At 52.7% G+C, this 17,171-nt stretch carries 12 protein-coding genes; 9 read left to right on the top strand and 3 right to left on the bottom strand.

The annotated features are described in order from the left end of the window. Nucleotides 1–157 precede the first annotated feature (157 nt). From OO017_RS15800 to OO017_RS15760, 9 genes are all read left to right on the top strand, one after another. The gene (locus OO017_RS15800; protein WP_266053613.1) at nucleotides 158–1,819 is read left to right on the top strand and encodes a hypothetical protein; all 1,662 of its coding nucleotides are present in this window, start codon (nucleotides 158–160) and stop codon (nucleotides 1,817–1,819) included. A 236-nt stretch (nucleotides 1,820–2,055) separates the two neighbouring features. Next, nucleotides 2,056–3,894: an ABC transporter ATP-binding protein gene (locus OO017_RS15795; RefSeq protein ID WP_266053612.1), complete on the top strand. Its 1,839-nt coding sequence runs from the start codon at nucleotides 2,056–2,058 to the stop codon at nucleotides 3,892–3,894. Between the two features lie 128 nt (nucleotides 3,895–4,022). After that, nucleotides 4,023–4,364 (top strand): hypothetical protein, encoded by a 342-nt coding sequence (locus tag OO017_RS15790; protein WP_266053611.1) that lies wholly within the window; start codon nucleotides 4,023–4,025, stop codon nucleotides 4,362–4,364. Between the two features lie 8 nt (nucleotides 4,365–4,372). Beyond that, the gene (lpcA, locus tag OO017_RS15785; protein ID WP_266053610.1) at nucleotides 4,373–4,948 is read left to right on the top strand and encodes a D-sedoheptulose 7-phosphate isomerase; all 576 of its coding nucleotides are present in this window, start codon (nucleotides 4,373–4,375) and stop codon (nucleotides 4,946–4,948) included. Between the two features lie 156 nt (nucleotides 4,949–5,104). Further along, nucleotides 5,105–5,758: a hypothetical protein gene (locus tag OO017_RS15780; protein WP_266053609.1), complete on the top strand. Its 654-nt coding sequence runs from the start codon at nucleotides 5,105–5,107 to the stop codon at nucleotides 5,756–5,758. 112 nt (nucleotides 5,759–5,870) lie between these two features. Then, the gene (locus OO017_RS15775; RefSeq protein ID WP_266053607.1) at nucleotides 5,871–7,409 is read left to right on the top strand and encodes a YifB family Mg chelatase-like AAA ATPase; all 1,539 of its coding nucleotides are present in this window, start codon (nucleotides 5,871–5,873) and stop codon (nucleotides 7,407–7,409) included. A 243-nt stretch (nucleotides 7,410–7,652) separates the two neighbouring features. Continuing rightward, nucleotides 7,653–8,234 carry a porin family protein gene (locus tag OO017_RS15770; protein ID WP_266053606.1) on the top strand — a complete coding sequence of 194 codons (582 nt, stop codon included), beginning with the start codon at nucleotides 7,653–7,655 and terminating at the stop codon, nucleotides 8,232–8,234. Nucleotides 8,235–8,557: 323 nt separating this feature from the next. Continuing rightward, nucleotides 8,558–9,223 (top strand): porin family protein, encoded by a 666-nt coding sequence (locus tag OO017_RS15765; RefSeq protein ID WP_266053604.1) that lies wholly within the window; start codon nucleotides 8,558–8,560, stop codon nucleotides 9,221–9,223. 128 nt (nucleotides 9,224–9,351) lie between these two features. Then, nucleotides 9,352–10,014 (top strand): porin family protein, encoded by a 663-nt coding sequence (locus OO017_RS15760; protein ID WP_266053602.1) that lies wholly within the window; start codon nucleotides 9,352–9,354, stop codon nucleotides 10,012–10,014. A gap of 61 nt (nucleotides 10,015–10,075) precedes the next feature. Here the strand turns inward: OO017_RS15760 and OO017_RS15755 are convergent, their stop codons facing one another. The 3 genes from OO017_RS15755 to OO017_RS15745 all read right to left on the bottom strand — a co-directional run bounded on the left by OO017_RS15755 (nucleotide 10,076) and on the right by OO017_RS15745 (nucleotide 17,142). Further along, the gene (locus tag OO017_RS15755) at nucleotides 10,076–11,440 is read right to left on the bottom strand and encodes a dipeptidase (protein WP_304608515.1); all 1,365 of its coding nucleotides are present in this window, start codon (nucleotides 11,438–11,440) and stop codon (nucleotides 10,076–10,078) included. Nucleotides 11,441–11,542: 102 nt separating this feature from the next. Continuing rightward, nucleotides 11,543–12,190: a glycerol-3-phosphate 1-O-acyltransferase PlsY gene (gene plsY / locus OO017_RS15750; protein ID WP_266053600.1), complete on the bottom strand. Its 648-nt coding sequence runs from the start codon at nucleotides 12,188–12,190 to the stop codon at nucleotides 11,543–11,545. A gap of 170 nt (nucleotides 12,191–12,360) precedes the next feature. After that, nucleotides 12,361–17,142, bottom strand: a complete 4,782-nt coding sequence (locus OO017_RS15745) for a hypothetical protein (RefSeq protein WP_266053598.1) — start codon at nucleotides 17,140–17,142, stop codon at nucleotides 12,361–12,363. Between the last annotated feature and the right edge of the window lie 29 nt (nucleotides 17,143–17,171).

Genomic DNA, 17,171 nt, shown 5'->3' with positions numbered 1-17,171 from the left:
CGGCGGAAGAACAGGCGCTGCAGAAATACCATTACCGCACCAGGCACGTTTAGTAAATCCTGCAACGTATAATTTAAACCTGCATTGCAGAACATTAAGCTCCAAAAACAGTACATTCGCATTTTATTATATTGATTTCCTTACTAATAAGCTATACATGAAACGCATACTTGGTGCCCTCACCCTCTCGCTTGCCGCCTTTGCCGCGCAGGCCCAGGATGTATACATGCCCTACGACCGCGACACCTACCACCTCGTGGACCGCTACCAGATAAAGTTTGGCAAGCAGGTGCCGGAGATGCACACGGCCGTTCGGCCTTATGGACGCGCCGAAGTGGCCGAACTCGCCGAGATCAGTGCCCGCAATACCATCTCCCGTGCCGATGAATTTAATGCCGCCTATCTGCTCAACGATAACTGGAACTACACCAACCTGGCCCAGAACGAGAGCCGTAAGCCTTTCCTGACGCACTTCTACCGCAACAAATCCGACCTGTACCATGTGGACACAGAGGATTTTGTGCTGCGCGTGAACCCGGTTATCCATTTTGAAGTTGGCATGGACAATGAATCTGATGGGGTGCGGTATATAAACTCCCGTGGCGTGCAGCTGGAGGGAAGTATAGACGAGCGCTTCGGGTTCTACGCATTTGTGGCCGAGAACCAGGCCCGCTACCCAGAGTACGTGAACCGCCGCATCCGCCGCGACGGGGTAGTGCCACACGAGGGCTTCTGGAAGGATTTTAAAAACGACGGAGCCGACTATATCACTGCCCGCGGTTACCTGAACTACGCCCTGAGCAAGCACGTGGAAGTACAGCTCGGCCACGACCGCCACTTCATCGGCGACGGCTACCGCTCCCTGGTCTACTCCGACTATGCGCCGCCGGCCTTCTTCCTCAAGCTCAACACCAAAGTATGGAAACTGCACTACATGAACCTCTTTCAGGAGCTGGTGCCGGTGTTTAACCGCCGCGACGAACTATACCCGAAGAAGTACATGGCCATGCACCGCCTGGGCGTTAACGTGACCGATAACTTTAACTTCGGCTTCTTCGAGGAGGTGATCTTTGCCCGTGGCAAAGGCCGTTTTGAGCTGCAGTACCTAAACCCGGTTATCTTCTACCGCAGCGTGGAGCACGGCCTCGGCAGCCCCGACAACGTGTTGCTGGGCGGCGACTTCCGCTGGAACCTCTGGAACCGCGTGCAGCTGTATGGCCAGGTAATGCTGGATGAGTTTGTGCTGGACCAGGTGAAGTCCGGCGACGGCTGGTGGGGCAATAAGTTCGGCGGGCAGATCGGGGCAAAGTACATCGATGCCTTCGGGGTGGCCAACCTGGACCTGCAGGGCGAGGTGAACGCCATCCGCCCCTATACTTACCAGTACGAGGATGAATTCTCGAACTTCCAGCACTACCGCCAGCCGCTGGCACACCCGATTGGGGCCAATCTCGTGGAGCTGGTGGGGATTGTACGCTACCAGCCCATCCCGCGCCTGAACCTGACCGCCAAAGCCATCGCCACACAGTATGGCCAGGATGTGGTAACGGCCACCGATACGCTGAATTACGGCAACAACGTGCTTCTCTCTTATCTTGATCGGGTGTCTACTTATGGCAACGAGATCGGGCAGGGCATCAAAACCAACCAGGTGCACCTTGACCTGACGGCATCGTTCCAGCTGCGCCACAACCTGTTCCTGGACCTGAAGCAGATCGTGCGCCGCACCGAGGCACAGGGCGAGGCTCCGGACTACAACACGTCCTTCACCTCCTTCGCCTTCCGCTGGAACATCCCGCAGCGGCTGCACGAGTTTTAAAATATACGTAGCATAAGCTGGTTGAAAGGTAGGGAGGGAACTTTCTACCTTTTTACTTTTCTGCCTTTCTACCTTTTATTAAGTATCTTTGCAGCGGCTACGGGATAAGCGCCTTAACAGCCATAGTATAAACATTTTAAACATTGCTTGGTGGCCACTGCCAAAACGGCCATACTTGCGGCTAACCCACACCAGAGGCTTGTGCAGATGAACCGGTTAGCGGCACCAGACATACCATGAAGACCTACCTTCGCATACTTCAGTTCGCCAAACCCTACAGCCGGTTTGTGCCGCTTTACACCATTTATACTTTCTTGGGTATTATTTTCGGCCTGTTTAACTTCACGCTGATCATCCCGCTGTTGAACGTGCTCTTTGGAGAGGTGGGTCAGGATGAGGCCGTGGCCATGGCTGCCACCAGGCCGGAGTTTGCGCTCAACATCGAGTTCTTTAAAGATTTCTTCAACTACTACTTCGGGCAGATCATCCTGCAGGAGGGGCGCGAGGGTGCCCTGCTGTTCGTGTGTATCATGGTGATCATCTCGGTGTTCCTGGCCAACCTGTTCCGCTACCTGGCCTTCCGAATTGTGGGGGCGCTGCGGGCGCACGTGGTACGCAACATGCGCCAGACGGTTTACAAGCGCGTAACGGAGCTGCACCTGGGCTACTTTAGCAACGAGCGCAAAGGCGACCTGATGACGCGCCTGACCGTGGATATACAGGAAGTGGAAAGCTCCGTGGTGAGTACCCTGACGGTGGTGGTGCGCGAGCCGATCTCCATCATCGCCTTTTTTATACTTCTGTTTAACATGTCGGTGGAGCTGACGCTGTTCTCGCTCATCCTTCTGCCTTTATCCGGAGGAATCATTGCGGGTATCTCTAAACGCTTGAAGCGCAAAGCCAAGGAAGGCCAGAACTCCCTCAGCTTTATACTTACTATTATTGATGAGACCCTGAGCGGCATGCGCGTGGTGAAGGCCTTTAACGCCGAGCCTTTTATACTTAGCAAGTTCCAGGACCAGAACAATCGCTACGCCCGCATCCAACGCTCCATCGCCAACAAGCGCGACCTGGCTTCTCCGCTGTCCGAATTCTTAGGCGTGTCGGTGGTGGCGGGCCTGCTGCTGTATGGCGGCACGTTGGTGCTCAACCAGGAGTCGGACCTGTCGGCCAGTGAGTTTATCACCTACATCATACTTTTCTCGCAGGTGCTGGTGCCGGCTAAGGCCATGTCGGCGGCGTTTAGTAACATCCAACGCGGCTTGGTGTCCGGCGACCGGGTGCTGCAGGTGATCGACACCAAGCCACAGATCGTGAACAAGCCCAACGCAAAGGTGCTGCCTGCTTTCAGAGAGGAGATCGAGTTCCGTGATGTGGCTTTTGCCTACGGCGATAAACCGGTGCTGCAGGATATCAACTTCCACATCCGGAAGGGCAGAACGGTGGCACTGGTAGGCCCATCGGGTGGCGGCAAGTCTACGCTGGCCGACCTGCTGCCGCGCTTCTACGACCCAACCGGCGGCGCCATACTTATCGACGGCCACGACATCCGCGACTATACCATCGAGTCGGTGCGGGCACAGATTGGCGTGGTAACGCAGGAGTCCATACTTTTTAACGACACCATCTTCAACAACATCGCCTTTAACAAGACCGATGCCACGGAGGAGGAGGTGATAGCCGCCGCCAGAATAGCCAACGCGCACGAGTTCATTATAAATTCGGAGAACGGCTACCAGACCGTGATCGGCGACCGGGGAGGCAAGCTTTCCGGTGGGCAGCGCCAGCGCTTGAGCATTGCCCGGGCCATACTTCAGAACCCGCCTATACTTATACTGGATGAGGCCACCTCGGCCTTGGACACTGAATCGGAGAAGCTGGTGCAGGAGGCGCTCACGAACCTGATGAGGAACAGAACTTCCGTTGTGATTGCACACCGCTTAAGTACTATTCAGCATGCGGACGAGATACTGGTGTTACAGCAGGGCAGGATAGTGGAAAGAGGCACGCACGAGGAGCTGCTGGAGCACTCTGGTTTGTACGCCAAACTGACGCAGATGCAGCTTACAACCTAGGCCAAATTTGCACTCCCACAATACTGGCACAGCCTAAAACGCAAATTTAGAGTTACATAGTATTTGTAAATAATATTTTTTTGTTAATTTTAGCCAAACAGTTGTTGTACTCAAATCGCTAAAGCAGCATGAAAGCTCTAAAAGCACTACTCGATGTACTTGTGTTTGGCTATATTATATTCACGGTACTGCTCCTGGCCGGAGCCATAGACGAAAATGCTATTTTGAATACCAATGCAGAAGACCAGGTCCTGACACTATACAAAGGACTAGTGGCTGCAGGGGGCGTGGTAATGCTGGCCCGGGTACTGATGAGCAGCGTGTATGTAGCCGACCTGAAGCACGACAGGTACCGTGCCGAACTGAAGATAAACAACCTGAAGGCCACACTTTATGAGAAGCGCCAGGCGTTTAGGAGCAACAGCTACAAAGAGACCTTTGCCGAGGAACAACAGGCCGAGGTTGCGTAAAAACCTACATGACATCTACTACCATACTTGCAGAACTAACGCAGGCACAGGAAGTGCTGAACGCATTTCTGTCTGATGCAAAAAACATTGCATCTATCGAACTGGCCGCCGACGCGATGGCCAACTCTATCAAAAACGGAGGCAAGATTCTGAGCTGCGGCAATGGCGGCTCTATGTGCGATGCTATGCACTTTGCCGAGGAACTGACCGGCCGCTACCGCAACGACCGCAAGGCTATCCCGGCCATCTCCATCTCCGACCCCAGCCACATGAGCTGCGTAGGCAACGACTACGGATACGAGTACGTTTTCTCCCGCTACCTGGAGGCACTGGGCAACAACGGCGATGTGCTGCTGGCCATCAGTACCAGCGGAAACTCCGGCAACGTGCTTAAAGCTGCAGAAACCGCCAAAGCCAAAGGCATGAAAGTAGTGGGCCTTACAGGCAAGGATGGGGGCAAGCTCGCTCCGCTTTGCGATGTGGAGGTACGCGTGCCGCACTTCGGCTATGCCGACCGCGTTCAGGAGATCCACATTAAAGTGATTCATATACTTATACTTCTGTTAGAGCAGAAGCTGGTGTAACACCCACAGGTATACATAGCATAAAGTATAAACCCCGGTTGGCAGAAAGTTTACTTTCGCTAACCGGGGTTCTCTTTTTGGGGTGCTGCTATACGGCCAGGGTGTTATAACCGTAAGAGAAAGTATGAACGCTATACTTACAGGCCTGCCTACGCTATGATGAAGCACGCGCTATACTTTATACTTATACTTTGCCTCCTCTCCTGCCAGAGCCAGGATGAAAACAGGCAGGCACCACCCGACCCAATGGCTACTGACACCGCAGCGACAGTACAGCCCCCGAAGCCCGCCACCCCCGATTCAGCTTACCTGATAATTCCCGGAGAAAGTATAGGCCACATTAAACTGGGTATGGCGGCCAAAACCGTAAGCTCCATACTTGGCAAGCCCGATAGCGGCGACGCAGCCATGGGCAAGGCACTCTCCTTCTGGGTAAGCAAACAGGCCAACGAGCCGCAGCACTACGTGGCCGTGTACACCGTAACCGACTTTGGCAGTGAAGACGAAACACCCCGTGTGCAGCAGGTACAGGTAACCTCGCCGCAGTTCCTGACGACAGACAGCATAGGCACCGGAAAATCACTTCCCGAGATCAGGCAGAAGTATAAAAAGCTAAAACCGCTGGCCTACTTCCGTAACGAGCAGCAGCAACAGGTTTATATTTATAATGACCGGGAGCAGGGCATTGCCTTTGAGATAACCACCTCCGACAGCCTCTGCACGGCCATCACCATACACCCAAAAGGCGAAAACGTAACCGATACCTACCTGCCCCTACACCCCGACATGACCCGGCTCGGACGACCGTAGCATGCTTTCCAGTTATTTCTGTAATATTAAAGTATAGTTCGGAATCAATTAATGGGTAGTATTGTTCCGCATCAAAACCCCCTGAATCCTATACTCCTTAACAGAAGGAAACATGCTTATTAAAACGTTTGGCAGCGCCGTACAGGGTGTTCATGCCTACACCATTACTGTAGAGGTTAGCGTTAGCGCTGGCACAAAATACTTTCTGGTAGGCCTGCCGGATAATGCCGTAAAGGAAAGCGAGCAGCGTATTGAATCGGCCCTGAAACAGTATGGCTACAAGATACCGCGGCAAAAGGTCGTGATCAACATGGCCCCTGCCGATATCCGTAAAGAAGGCTCCTCTTACGACCTCACCATCGCGATGGGCATCCTTGCCGCCTCCGGCCAGATTTCCGACGATAAGGTTTCGCAGTACATGATCATGGGGGAGCTGTCGCTGGACGGTTCACTCAGGCCGATAAAAGGTGTACTACCCATTGCCATACAAGCCCGCAAAGAAGGTTTCAAGGGATTTATACTTCCGGCCCAGAACGCACAGGAAGCCGCTATTGTTAACAACCTTGACGTGATCGGGGTTAATAATATTCTGGAGGCGATAGAGTTCCTGGACGGAGCCCGCGAGATTGAACCAATCGTGATAAACACCCGCGATCTCTTTAACAGCACCGCCGACCAGTACGCTGCCGATTTCTCGGATGTGCAGGGGCAGGAGAACATTAAACGTGCCCTTGAAATTGCCGCAGCCGGAGGCCATAACCTCATCATGATCGGCCCGCCGGGTGCCGGAAAGACCATGCTGGCCAAACGCCTGCCGTCCATACTTCCGCCGCTGTCGATGCACGAGGCGCTGGAGACAACCAAAATACACTCTGTGGCAGGCAAACTGGGCGAAGCTGCCTCGCTGCTTACCACGCGCCCTTACCGCTCGCCGCACCATACCATCTCGGATGTGGCCCTGGTGGGTGGCGGAGGTGTGCCACAGCCGGGCGAGATCTCGCTGTCGCATAACGGGGTGCTGTTTCTGGATGAGTTGCCGGAGTTTAAACGCACCGTGCTGGAGGTAATGCGCCAGCCGCTGGAGGAGCGCCGTGTCACTATATCCCGTGCCAAAACCTCTATAGATTTCCCGGCTAACTTTATGTTGGTGGCAAGTATGAATCCGTGTCCGTGCGGCTATTACAATGACCCTAGCAAAGAATGTGTGTGCGGCCCCGGCGTAGTCCAGCGTTACCTCAACAAGGTAAGCGGCCCTCTGCTGGACCGCATCGACCTGCATGTGGAGGTAACTCCCGTCACGTTTGATGAGATGACCGCCACCCGCAAGGCAGAGAAAAGTGCCTTGGTGCGCGAGCGTGTGATGCAGGCGCGCGATGTACAGACAGAGCGCTTTAAGGATATGCCACAGATCCACTCCAACGCCATGATGCCTTCGCAGATGGTAAAGGAAGTGTGCCAGATAAACGAGGCGGGCCGCACGCTGCTGAAAACGGCCATGGAGCGCCTGGGTCTGTCGGCACGCGCCTACGACCGCATCCTGAAAGTGAGCCGCACCATTGCCGATCTGGCTGGCAGCGACGACATTAAAATTGAACATTTAGCAGAAGCCATTCAGTACCGGAGCCTTGACCGCGAAGGGTGGGCTGGCTAAGACTGGCAGCAGCACAAGCCATTAATTAACAATTATTTAACAAAAGCGGCAACTATACCTGGTTGCCGCTTTTTCTTTGGCTCAACCCTTTTACCTCCTCCCTAAATTGTACTCCTCTGTCGCTAAAATCAGTTCAGGAAACTATACTTTTCTTGAGGCCGTGCGTAATAGCTTACGACTGTAAGGTGTTTAATCAGAAAACTGCCGGCAGTTTTGAGTGTTTTACTACTAACGATGAAGGCTATGAAAAAGACCCTATTACTTTTTGTGTTTATGCTGGCAACTGTGTTTGCAGCAAATGCCCAAGCGCAACTTGGTATCCGCGCGGGGGCTAACTATGCGGGCTTAACTGGCGACGAAACATCGGCATCAGACAGGATGTTTCGCTTCCACGCTGGCTTATTTTCTAAGTTTTACCTTTCAAGTGATGAGTTCTTCGCTATCCAACCAGAGTTGCTTTTCTCTCAAAAGGGAGGAGAGTCAGAGAACGATGATTTTAAGGTCAAGCTAAGTTACATTGATGTGCCGGTGCTGGCGAATATTAATGCTGGCCCTATTTTCTTTGAAGCAGGCCCGCAGGTCTCCTTCCGTGTGGGCGGCGACATCGAAGTGAACGGAACTAACGTAGACGATGATCTGGACCAGTTTAAACGCACTAGTTTGGGTTACGTAGCGGGTGTGGGCTTTGCCGCTCCTATGGGCCTTACCGTAGGCGTACGTTATAATGGCGATATCTCGCAATTAAATGACGACGACAATGCCCCTGAATACAGAAACAGCGTATTTATGCTAACGCTGGGCTATATGTTCTCCGGCAGCCGCTAAGATTGCATTAGTATAGAATTAAACTATGGGAAACTGAAAGTCCGGCTATGCGGCCGGACTTTTTTATTTACTTGTTTATCACCTTATAAACATAGAGCTACACCATATTTTACTCTCCTATATACTTACCTGCTATACTTTGGCCTGCTTGTTGATATTGACTTCTGCACTGGCAGCGCCGAAGAAAACTGGGGCAGCGTAACTTATACTTAAGTTCCAGAAGAACAGGCTGGCTGCTAGGGATATTATCCATTAACTGTAAACACAAATCTATGAACCAGTATGTGGCTGTAAACAGCTACATGCTATTAACTGACACAAGTATGAAGAAGCTATTTTTATCACTCACTGTGGCATTACTTTCTTTTGCTGCGGCACAGGCCCAGTCTGGTTTGGGCGTTAGGGCTGGCGCTAACTTCTCCAACCTCTCCGGCGACCTGAAAGACGAGTCGCGATACGAGAACAAAGTAGGTTTCCATGGCGGACTTACCTATAACATACCGGTGGCCGGCGAATTTTTCTCCGTACAGCCGGAGCTTCTTTACGCCAACAAAGGTTTTAAGTATGAAGACACGCAACTCGAACTGCCTACCGGAAGTTTCCGCCGCGAGGGCAACATGAACTATAACTATCTGGAGCTGCCGGTGCTGGCACACATAAAAGCGGGGCCTATTTACTTCGAGGCAGGTCCACAAGCCTCTTACCTCCTGAGCGTAAAGAACAATATTAAAGAGTATATAAACGATGAGCGCACCAGCTCGGCCACCACAGATATTGACAAAGGCGATATGAAGGACTTTGAGTTTGGGTACGCGGCAGGTGTAGGCATAACCAGCGGCATCCTGAGTGTTGGCCTCCGCTACAACGGCAGCCTCACAGACTTCATGGATAAATTATCCACAGAGTATTTTAATGACGAGAACTTTACGGATGCCCGCCACTCCACTATCATGCTGACGCTGGGCCTGAACTTCTCTGCCTCCAGATAAAGATTTTTTCTTTTCCTGTATTACCTAAGCCAGCCTCGCCATTTTGGTGGGGCTGGCTTTTTTGTAGCTCCCAACAAATTTATACTTGCGGCAGTAAACATCTATACACAGCCATTCCCTCCCGAACTATGAAAAAGATGCTACTACTTCCGTTACTTATACTTTTGCCGGTGCTGCTGGCGCAGGCGCAGTATACCCGCTTCGGGGCCAAGGTGGGCGGCAACCTCTCCAGTGTGCAGGGCTCCGACGGCTCCTCCAACACCACCAACAACCTGGCTGGCTTTAACGGCGGCCTTATCCTGAGCTATGAGTTTGTGTCACGGCTGGCGGTGCAGGGCGAGTTGCAGTACGAGCAGCGGGGCTTTGTGTACGATGAGTACCCGATAAGTGCGGATGAGGTACTGGCCGATGACCACCGCCTACACTACCTGATGCTACCTGTTATGCTGAAGCTGCAGAAAGGAGGGCTTTTTGTAGAGGGTGGCCCTTACCTGGGCTACCTGCTTGCCGAAGCCACCGAGGTGAAGCGCCTAGACCGCAATACCATTGATGATCCAAACCCAACGGAGTTGGGCAACTACCCTTTACACATAAAAGATTTTGAGCGCTGGGATTACGGCTACACAGTGGGCATCGGCATTGAAATGGACAACGGCTTTTTTCTGAGCGTGCACAACACCGGCGGCCTTACCTCCTTCTCCAAATCACTGGACCAGAAGAATTTTGCCTACAAACTAAGTATAGGCTACCTGCTGCGCCCACCTTCAACTGACGAGATGATGTTCCGCTAAAATAAAGGCCCGGCTGATTACCAGCCGGGCCTTTATCTATACTTTATACTTTGGCAGATGCTTATTTCTTAAGCTCTGCGAAGTGCTTGTAAAACTGCGGGATGGTTTCGATGCCTTTCATGTAGTTGAACAGGCCGTAGCTCTCGTTCGGCGAGTGAATGGCATCAGAATCCAAACCAAAGCCCATTAGTACGGAATCCAGGCCGAGCTCTGACTTGAACATGGCTACAATAGGGATAGAGCCGCCGCTGCGCACCGGAATCGGCTTCACGCCAAAGGTCTCCTCGTATGCCATGGCAGCCGCTTGGTAGGCAGCCGAATCGGTTGGCGTTACCACCGGTTCTCCGCCGTGGTGCGGCTTCACTACCACCTTCACGCTTTTCGGCGCTATACTTTCAAAATGCTTCTTAAATTTCTCGGTGATCTCTTCAGAAGTTTGGTGCGGCACCAGGCGCATCGAGATTTTGGCATAAGCCTTTGATGGGATCACGGTTTTAGCACCTTCGCCGGTGTAGCCCCCCCAGATGCCGTTCACGTCCAGCGTCGGGCGGATGGAGTTTCGCTCCATGGTTACGTAGCCTGCCTCGCCGTGCACATCGCCCAGGTCCAGCGCTTTTTTATACTTCTCCAGGTCAAACGGGGCACGGGCCATTTCGGCACGCTCCTCCTGGCTCAGCTCATCCACGTTATCGTAAAAGCCCGGTATGGTGATGTGGTTATTCTCGTCGTGCATCGAGGCGATCATCTGGCAAAGTATGTTGATCGGGTTGGCCACGGCACCGCCGTATAGGCCGGAATGCAGGTCGCGGTTCGGGCCTGTTACCTCTACCTCCACGTAGCTCAGGCCACGCAGGCCCGTGGTGATGGATGGCGTGTCGTTGCCCAGCATGCCTGTATCGGAGATCAGGATCACGTCGCCCTGCAGGCGGTCTTTGTTCTCGCGCACGAAAGTGCCTAGGTTTACCGAGCCTACTTCCTCCTCGCCTTCTATCATGAACTTCACGTTGCAGGCCAGTGTACCGGTCTTCACCATTGTTTCAAAAGCCTTCACGTGCATGTACATCTGCCCTTTGTCGTCGCAGGCGCCGCGGGCGTATATCTTTCCGTCCTTTATCACGGGCTCGAACGGCGGGGAGTTCCACAGCTCATAAGGGTCAGCGGGCTGCACATCGTAGTGGCCATACACCAGCACCGTTGGCAGGTTAGGGTCTATCATCTTCTCGCCGTACACCACCGGGTTGCCGGCCGTTTCCACCAGTTCCACTTTATCGGCGCCGGCCTCTATCAGGCGCTCTTTCAGAAACTCGGCATTTTGCATCACATCGGCCTTAAACTTTGGGTCGGCGCTAACAGACGGGATACGCAGCATGTCAAGCAGCTCGTTTACAAAACGGTCTTTGTTCTCGTTGATATATTGATTGATCATAGCGTAAGGTTTTTGCTCTGTTTTGACTTAAAGTTACAAAAAAAAGCCACCCTTGCTGTGCATGGTAGCCCTTATCGTATTTTTTATACTTGTCTTTACTTTTTAACGCTTGCGGCCCAGCTTAATGTTGGCCTTACTCTCCTCGCCGGCAATCAGGCGGTTAATGTTTTTACGGTGCGTCAGCACCACCACCGCGAAAAGTATAAACCCAAAGATAATCAGGATCGGGTTATCCGGGTGAAAGCGCGGAACCAGCAATAGCAGCATCGGGAAAGCCAGCGCCGCAATCATAGAACCCAGGGATACATACCTGGACGTAAACAGCACCACCACAAAGATGGCAATGCACATCAGGGCCACCACCGGCTCAATGGCCAGCATCATACCCAGCAGGGTTGCCACGCCTTTGCCTCCCTTAAACTTCTCGTAAACCGGAAAGATGTGGCCTAGCACGCCAATGGCTCCATAAATCAACTGTAAGACAATGAGTTGCTCAGGCTCGATGGCATTAAAGATCACCAGGAAGCCTGCCAGTGAGGTCGCTGTCCATCCCTTAAAGATATCAAGCAGCATTACCACTGCACCAGGTTTCTTGCCCAGCACCCGGAAAGTGTTTGTGGCACCGGAGTTGCCGCTGCCATGCTGCCGGACATCAATGCCATAGTACGCCTTGCCTATCCAGACAGCCGAACAGATAGAGCCGATTAGGTAAGCCAAAAGGCCAAATACAGCTATCAGTAATATATTCATAAGTATGAGATTTGAACCAGGAGGCCAGGTTTTCGCCAATTGCACCGGCAAGTATGCCAGGCACGTTTTAGTAGCAAAAACAAACCCAAATATAGGCAAAACTTAATTTCCCAACCAATATTTAAGCGCCTCCTTAACCCTATACGCTGTGTTTATGGTTCCTGGTTATATTAGAAAGTTCCTTCGCCCTCTTCTTCACGGTTCTTCTTTTTCTTCCTGCGGCCCTTTTTATCATCATCTTCTGAGATAAAATCGAAGTTGCCGGTTGGCTCGTTCACCACATTCTCCGTCACGGTTTTAAAGCCTTCCGCCCCACCCAGGTATGTCTTCTGGAAGTAGTTCAGGAACTCATTCTTCTCGATCGGCATGGCATCGTAAATGCCATAGCTACTGGTAGAGCCGCGACTGCCTTTCGACTTAGAGCGGATCGTTTTATTGAACTTCTCGTCTGAGGATACCATGGCCAGGCCGTTCTCAAAGAAGCTAAAGTAGTACCAGGTATACGGGTCGGCCTGCAAGTATAAATTCACCACCGGATCGCCGTACATGTCCTGCTTCATCTCCAGGTAGCCGTTCATTTGGGAGTTGATGTCCTCTTTCTGGCTGCTAGCCACTCCTATGCCGCCCACGCTGTACCATGCCTTCTGCTCGTTAGACCAGCGCAGGTCCACGTTGTTCAGCACCAGGCTGCGCTCCAGGCGCTTCGAGACTTTCGGTAGCGGCACATACCCTGCCAACGACATATCGCGGAACTTCCGTGCATCCTTGTCGCCAACAATGCCACCTAATTTATAAAGCAGTTCATCATCTACGTTACTAATGGCTGCTGCCCCTGTTGAATTGCCCCGCAGGTTGCCGGCCATGGCCTCCAGTGCTTGGTTTGGCATATCCAGATCGAAGGCAAGGAAGGTGTTCATGTTATAGCGGCTGCTGTCTACATTAGCGTTTCCGCTGCCGGATGCCTCTATGTTAAAGTTCTTCTTCGGCTTCACTAAGTTAAGCTTGCCCTCAAAATGCACCGTGTTGGTGGCTTGGTTATAGCGCAGCACATTACCCTCATAAGAATCGCCGTAGGCTCTTGCTTCGCGGCCTATCTTAAACTCCCCTCTCTCCTTGTCATAAGACAGCAGCCCATCTACCGTAAACAGGTCCAGGTCTTCTACGCCCTGCTTCCTGGACACAAAGGTGTTGTATACTTTACCTGACCCCGTAGCCACGTGCAGGCCTGTGTGCAGCGGCGACCCATCTGCCGCCTTCGGCTTCAGGATGGGGATACGCACATTGTTCGGGTCAAGCGTGTCTTTCTTGTAAGGGAACCAGTCGGAGTCAGCTGGGTTACCAGTAAAGTTCAGCTTCACCTCCCCATCAAAGTCCATCGACTCGTTAGGAGCTTTCATGATGGCTTTACCGCGGTACATAATTTTAGGGAAGATGTAGAACGGATGCGCCTCATCTTCCATGTAAGCCGTGGCAAAAGTATAAACCGGCTTCTTTTTCTGTTCCGGGTTGCCGTACACAAAATCACCGAAGCGCAACTGGAAAGAGTCGCCGGCTGCGTTAGAATAGTCGAGTATGGCATCGCCCTTAAACTCCTGCCGCGACAGCACATCAATGTTGCCACTGTATAGCTTGTGGTGCTGCTGCACAGAGTCGGCCAGCACTTTGGCGTTGCGCAGCGTTTGGATATTTGCCCCGGCCGCCACTGCTACCTTACCACTATCCGGCACCACATACGAGTCGGCCACCGCTATGTGCGGCACACCGGTTGCGTGCAGCGTGTTGTCTTGCAGGCTAAACTCTCCCCCCTCTGCCATAAACCGAAGACCTTCCTGCTCCTGGTGCTGTGAGTAGAACCAGTTCTTGCCACCGTTCTCGTCCGCTTTCAGGCTTACCTTCTTCTGGTTCATGTCCCAGCGGGCGCTGCTCATGGATGTTTTATACTGCGTTTTCGGGAACTCCATACTTGCTGCGCCTTTCTGCTCGCTCTCAAAATCCACGAAACCGGTGGTCATGTCGTAGGTAAAGGCCACATCCTGGGCTTTAATGGCCGGCCGGCCTTCTACGTCAGACTTCACGAGCATTTGTGCGTTATTGCCACTAAAGCTGCGCTGGCCGAACAGCATTTTAGCAGATGTAACATTGGCAAGTTTGTTATCCAGTTCACCGCTACCGTACAAGCCCCCCGGCGACAGCTTTGCCACACCTTTAAAAGTATAGCCTTCTTTGTACACCGTCATAGGTTGCTCGGTCGTTTGCAGGTACATGGTATCGGCCTGCGGCTGCCAGTTCATGTTAAAGTTTTTCAAGGATGCTACCGGGTACGCAGTGCCGTTCACAGTACTTTCGTTTATGACGGCTTCTGTGCCACCTTCGGCTACAGCGCCATTCCGGTAGAAAGTGTACACGGGTGCCTGTAACGTAGCCGACAGGTATTGCAGCTTGCCCTTGCTCTGAATACCCGCGGCACTCATCATGATGGTATCATACACCATACCCTTGCCGCCATAAGCCGCAAGGCCTTTAGCAGGCGGCTGGTAGTAGAAGCCCATTGTCTGGTCAGGCATCATCTGCAGCTTTGTCTTGATAGGCGGGAAAATCCCCCCGGAGTTAAACGTACCGTCAAAAGCAACCACACTCTTACTCGAGCTCAGGCTATCGAGCTTAAACGGAGGCATATCAAAGTATACGGTGCTGTCGTAAGCGCCACCTGCCACATCGGGGCGAGCAAAGGCCATCTGCGCACCGGCCACCGCGTCAAACTTCGGGTACTCCGGCATATACTTCTCCCCGGATTTATTGTCGGGTTTGTTGATGTACAGTTTGCCGGAGAGGTTACCACCGGAGTTGCTGGTCATCACCTGCTCCGATGCTTTCTTATCCCTTACCGTCCGGTTTCTGGTTACCAGCGCAATGGTGTCCAGCTTGGTCAGGTCAATAGCAAACTCATCATAGTTAAACTTAAACTCGGTGCCACGCAAGGCAAGGCCGCTGGCGTATACTTGCCCGTCAAACTCAATATCACGGTTCTTAAGCACATGAATCTCCTCGCGGCGCGGCAATATGTACACGCTGGCAGTGTCATTGTTAAAAGTGATCCTGTTTACCCCGCGCACCGTCAGTTTATTGTTCTCCAGGTTGAGGGTTGCGTTGCGCCCGGATGGCACCACTGACTTAATTACAATATGGTCGTAATCATTCTTATCGCGGGAGGCACCTACGTAGTGCCAGGCTTTGTCTTTTAGCTGTATGTAGCCGGAGGCAGGGTCATAGTCCAGATATCCCTGGTACGACATCACTTCTGCAGCCTCGCGCACGGCTTTTTCATCCAGGCGGGTGGCACGGGCTACATCGGCAGCGTAAAACGTACTGGATTTTGCCTTCGCTCCGTAGCCTACCAGCACCTGCAGCGGATGGAACGGCGCAATGCCTACCAGCTGCTGGTACCGCACATTAGAGTAATACTCTGCAGACTCCAGCTGCACTGGTATCAGTGTTTTGGTATTCAGAATGGAGAATTCTATTTCGGGCTTGTTCAGGTTCCAGTGCACACGCTCCGCAGTGATCTCCAGCTCGTGGTAGGTATCATAGAAAGGTGTGTGGGCATAAGGGCCTTTGTCTTTTGTCAGGGTAAGGTCCTGGTTTACGCGGGAGTAGCGCAGCTGCACTGCCGGGTGAATCAGGGAGTCCTGCCCTTGGTATACAGCTACAGAGGCGCGGTTTGCCAACACCAGCGAATCCTCGAACGTATAGTTGCGGGCCATGGTGCGGAAACGGCGCTTGCCCTGCTGCGACACCACCAACTGCGATAAACTGCCATCCAAAGGGCGGCTTCCGATAATGTTACCGGTCAGGGAGAAACCTCCTGTGTAGGCAATATCCCCGCCCAGGTTGTTCAGGCGGGCACTGCTGGTAAAAGAGGTGAACTTAGGGTAAGGGTAGTTTCCGTTTTTGCGCTTGCTGCTCATCCACTCCAGCGCCCCCTCTACCGGGGCAGCCAGCACCGCCGCATACGTCACTTTTGCATCGGGTGCCTTAAATCCGGCAAAACTGGTATTAAAGTTATACTTGCCCAGTTCTGCTTTGGCTGGCTCACCTTTCACCTCCCAGTTAAAATTACCACCTTCGCCTACAAACATGTTCTGTGTGAGCATAAGTTGCCCGGACGTGTTTTGTATGGCCACGGAATCCCAGGGGGTAACGAAACCAAGTGCCACCTTCTCCAGCTTCAGCACCGGCCCCGACACCTTTGGCATGGAGGGCACAAACTGGCGCTTCAGGCTTTCTAAACGCTTCTGTGCGCTTTTCTGCTTGTCTTCTTTTTCTTTTTTAGGCTTAGGCACTACTGTCCCCCATCCGTCATCCTCCCAGGTTTCTTCTGTTGCGCTTGCCTCATCATCCCATGACACGCCGCCCCAGGCATCAGCACCCTCCTCCTGCTCTGGGCTTACCTTGCTTGCTCCCTCGTAGGAGAAGCTAAAGCTGCCGCCGGTAGCACGCAGGCTGTAATACTGGTGCTGAAACAGCTTATTCTGGCTCATAAACAGGTTAGTAGTACGCAGGAACTGCTCCAGCCGCTTTGTATCCTCCTGTTGCACGGTTTTGGCGGTTACCTCCAGCAGGTTATCCAGCTGAGCGGGGCGCAGGTTCTGCTTTTTTACAGCAGCCGTAACGGTAGCAAAGAAGTCTGAGAAATGCGGATTGCTGCGCATGCGCTTGCGGTACATGAGTTGGGCAATGTCTATCACCTCCTTTTGTTGTTTGGAGGATAGCTTGCCGCTGCCCCATACTTCCTCCAGGTCGGCGGAGAGTGCCTCAGCGTTCTCGACTCTCCCCGCTACCAGCAGTGCTTTTACATCTCCTACAAACTTGTCGGGGTCGGTTGATAGCTTTGTCTGCTGCGCCTGCGCCGCCAGAACCGTAAAAAATAAGATGAAGGGTAAAAGTTGTTTCATAAGGGTGGGGGTTGGATGATTGGACGGTA

The organism is Pontibacter anaerobius (assembly GCF_026241195.1).
Lineage (GTDB): Bacteria > Bacteroidota > Bacteroidia > Cytophagales > Hymenobacteraceae > Pontibacter > Pontibacter anaerobius.
Note: the sequence above shows the minus strand (reverse complement) of the source record. Positions and strands in the feature narration are given on the sequence as shown.

Excerpts from the sequence above, each read along its gene's own strand:
- OO017_RS15760 (WP_266053602.1), top strand. The coding sequence starts at position 9,352 with ATGAAAAAGATGCTACTACTTCCGTTACTTATACTTTTGCCGGTGCTG.
- OO017_RS15790 (WP_266053611.1), top strand. The coding sequence starts at position 4,023 with ATGAAAGCTCTAAAAGCACTACTCGATGTACTTGTGTTTGGCTATATT.
- plsY (WP_266053600.1), bottom strand. The coding sequence starts at position 12,190 with ATGAATATATTACTGATAGCTGTATTTGGCCTTTTGGCTTACCTAATC.
- lpcA (WP_266053610.1), top strand. The coding sequence starts at position 4,373 with ATGACATCTACTACCATACTTGCAGAACTAACGCAGGCACAGGAAGTG.
- OO017_RS15770 (WP_266053606.1), top strand. The coding sequence starts at position 7,653 with ATGAAAAAGACCCTATTACTTTTTGTGTTTATGCTGGCAACTGTGTTT.
- OO017_RS15755 (WP_304608515.1), bottom strand. The coding sequence starts at position 11,440 with ATGATCAATCAATATATCAACGAGAACAAAGACCGTTTTGTAAACGAG.
- OO017_RS15775 (WP_266053607.1), top strand. The coding sequence starts at position 5,871 with ATGCTTATTAAAACGTTTGGCAGCGCCGTACAGGGTGTTCATGCCTAC.
- OO017_RS15800 (WP_266053613.1), top strand. The coding sequence starts at position 158 with ATGAAACGCATACTTGGTGCCCTCACCCTCTCGCTTGCCGCCTTTGCC.
- OO017_RS15780 (WP_266053609.1), top strand. The coding sequence starts at position 5,105 with ATGATGAAGCACGCGCTATACTTTATACTTATACTTTGCCTCCTCTCC.
- OO017_RS15745 (WP_266053598.1), bottom strand. The coding sequence starts at position 17,142 with ATGAAACAACTTTTACCCTTCATCTTATTTTTTACGGTTCTGGCGGCG.
- OO017_RS15765 (WP_266053604.1), top strand. The coding sequence starts at position 8,558 with ATGAAGAAGCTATTTTTATCACTCACTGTGGCATTACTTTCTTTTGCT.
- OO017_RS15795 (WP_266053612.1), top strand. The coding sequence starts at position 2,056 with ATGAAGACCTACCTTCGCATACTTCAGTTCGCCAAACCCTACAGCCGG.